Annotated in this window: 1 tRNA gene and 2 rRNA genes (1 of these 3 only partly in view); all 3 read right to left on the bottom strand. The window is 54.8% G+C overall.

What is annotated here, in order from left to right:
• Window positions 1-44 precede the first annotated feature (44 nt).
• Window positions 45-121 (bottom strand) — tRNA-Met (locus tag OG2516_RS15655).
• A gap of 49 nt (window positions 122-170) precedes the next feature.
• Window positions 171-285: ribosomal RNA gene (gene rrf, locus OG2516_RS15650) — 5S ribosomal RNA — on the bottom strand.
• 119 nt (window positions 286-404) lie between these two features.
• Window positions 405-2,786, bottom strand: a 23S ribosomal RNA gene (locus OG2516_RS15645) (it continues 449 nt past the right edge of the window).

Raw genomic sequence — 2,786 nt, 5'->3', positions numbered from 1 at the left:
GCAAAACGCCGCCCTTTTTGGGCGGCGTTTTTGCGGCTTGTGTTTGGTTGCGGGAGTAGGATTTGAACCTACGACCTTCAGGTTATGAGCCTGACGAGCTACCGGGCTGCTCCATCCCGCGCCAATTTCTTTGTTTGATCATCGTCGAGAGATCGGGTGTTCCTTGCTAGGTTTGGCGGTGACTTACTCTCCCACGTCTTAAGACGCAGTACCATCAGCGCTACGGCACTTAACGGCTGGGTTCGGAATGGAGCCAGGTGTTTTGCTCGTGCTATGACCACCAAACCGAGAAAGGAACACCCCGCGGCCCTTTCGGGCGGGGGTGCGAACATCAGGATTGTCCAGGTCGTGTTGTGTGTGTGACTTCTGGTCCAGTCGGTCTTTCGACCTTGCTTCTACTGGATCAAATCAAGCCTATCGGACCATTAGTACCGGTCAGCTGAGCACATTGCTGCGCTTACACCTCCGGCCTATCGACGTGGTGGTCTACCACGGTCCTCAGGGATACCTTGTTTTGAGGGGGGCTTCCCGCTTAGATGCCTTCAGCGGTTATCCTTTCCGATCATAGCTACCCAGCACTGCCGTTGGCACGACAACTGGTCCACCAGTGGATCGTTCACCCCGGTCCTCTCGTACTAGGGGCAACTCCTCTCAAGTATCCTACACCCACGGCAGATAGGGACCGAACTGTCTCACGACGTTCTAAACCCAGCTCACGTACCTCTTTAAATGGCGAACAGCCATACCCTTGGGACCTGCTTCAGCCCCAGGATGAGATGAGCCGACATCGAGGTGCCAAACGGTGCCGTCGATATGGACTCTTGGGCACCATCAGCCTGTTATCCCCAGAGTACCTTTTATCCGTTGAGCGATGGCCCTTCCACTCGGGACCACCGGATCACTATGGCCGTCTTTCGACTCTGCTCGACTTGTCAGTCTCGCAGTCAGGCTGGCTTCTGCCATTGCACTCAACGAGCGATTTCCGACCGCTCTGAGCCAACCTTCGCGCGCCTCCGTTACTGTTTGGGAGGCGACCGCCCCAGTCAAACTACCCACCACGCAGGGTCCCGGACCCGGATAACGGGCCGCGGTTAGACATCAAGAGTGCGAAGGGTGGTATCTCAAGGATGGCTCCACAGCGACTGGCGTCACTGCTTCAAAGCCTACCACCTATCCTGCACATCGCAATCCTGATGCCAGTGCGAAGCTATAGTAAAGGTTCATGGGGTCTTTCCGTCTAACCGCGGGAAGCCGGCATCTTGACCGGCAATTCAATTTCGCTGAGTCGATGTTGGAGACAGCGGGGAAGTCGTTACGCCATTCGTGCAGGTCGGAACTTACCCGACAAGGAATTTCGCTACCTTAGGACCGTTATAGTTACGGCCGCCGTTTACCGGGGCTTCAATTCAAGGCTTGCACCTCTCCTTTTAACCTTCCGGCACCGGGCAGGCGTCAGACCCTATACGTCGTCTTGCGACTTCGCAGAGCCCTGTGTTTTTAGTAAACAGTCGCCACCCCCTGGTTTGTGCCCCCGGCCTCTACTTGCGTAAAAACCGGGCCTCCTTCTCGCGAACTTACGGAGGTATTTTGCCGAGTTCCTTCAACATCGTTCTCTCAAGCGCCTTGGTATTCTCTACCAGTCCACCTGTGTCGGTTTAGGGTACGATCTCATGGAGGGCTATTTCCAGGAACCTCTAAGCAGCCCGTTCAATCCGATAAGGACGAACTACCGTCGAGATCCGTCACATCCTCCTGGCCCAGGAATATTAACCTGGTTCCCATCGACTACGCCTTTCGGCCTCGCCTTAGGGGTCGGCTCACCCTGCTCAGATTAGCTTTAAGCAGGAACCCTTGGACTTTCGGCGACAGGGTCTCTCACCCTGTTTGTCGCTACTCATGTCATCATTCTCGCTAGTGATCTCTCCACCGGATGGCTCACGCCCCGGCTTCACAGAAAACTCCGTGTCTCCAATCTGCCCGAGGGCAGTAAGGAGACATGGAATTATGTCACACTACGCTCCGCTACCATGTGCTATGCACATCCTAAGCTTCGGCTCGTGGCTTGAGCCCCGTTACATCTTCGCCGCAGGACAACTTGTTTAGACCAGTGAGCTGTTACGCTATCTTTAAAGGATGGCTGCTTCTAAGCCAACCTCCTGGTTGTTTTGGTCGTCCCACCTGCTTTCCCACTTAGCCACGAATTGGGGGCCTTAGCTGTAGGTCAGGGTTGTTTCCCTCTCCACGACGGACGTTAGCACCCGCCGTGTGTCTGCCATCTAGTACTCCTCGGTATTCGGAGTTTGGTTAGGATCAGTAAGCCTGTGGGGCCCCATTACCCATCCAGTGCTCTACCCCCGAGGGTATTCGGATGACGCTCTACCTAAATAGATTTCGCGGAGAACCAGCTATCTCCGAGTTTGATTGGCCTTTCACCCCTAGGCACAACTCATCCCGACCTTTTTCAACAGGTGTGGGTTCGGACCTCCAGTAAGTGTTACCTTACCTTCATCCTGGTCATGCCTAGATCACTCGGTTTCGGGTCTGATCCCACGAACTCATGCGCCCTATTAAGACTCGCTTTCGCTGCGCCTACACCTAACGGCTTAAGCTTGCTCGTGAGACCAAGTCGATGACCCATTATACAAAAGGTACGCCGTCAGCTCGCAAGGAGCCTCCGACTGATTGTAGGCGTTCGGTTTCAGGTACTGTTTCACTCCCCTCGTCGGGGTGCTTTTCACCTTTCCCTCACGGTACTGGTTCGCTATCGGTCAGTAAGGAGTACTTAG

The sequence above is a fragment of the Oceanicola granulosus HTCC2516 genome (assembly GCF_000153305.1).
GTDB lineage: Bacteria > Pseudomonadota > Alphaproteobacteria > Rhodobacterales > Rhodobacteraceae > Oceanicola > Oceanicola granulosus.
This window is presented reverse-complemented; position numbering and strand designations above follow the sequence as displayed.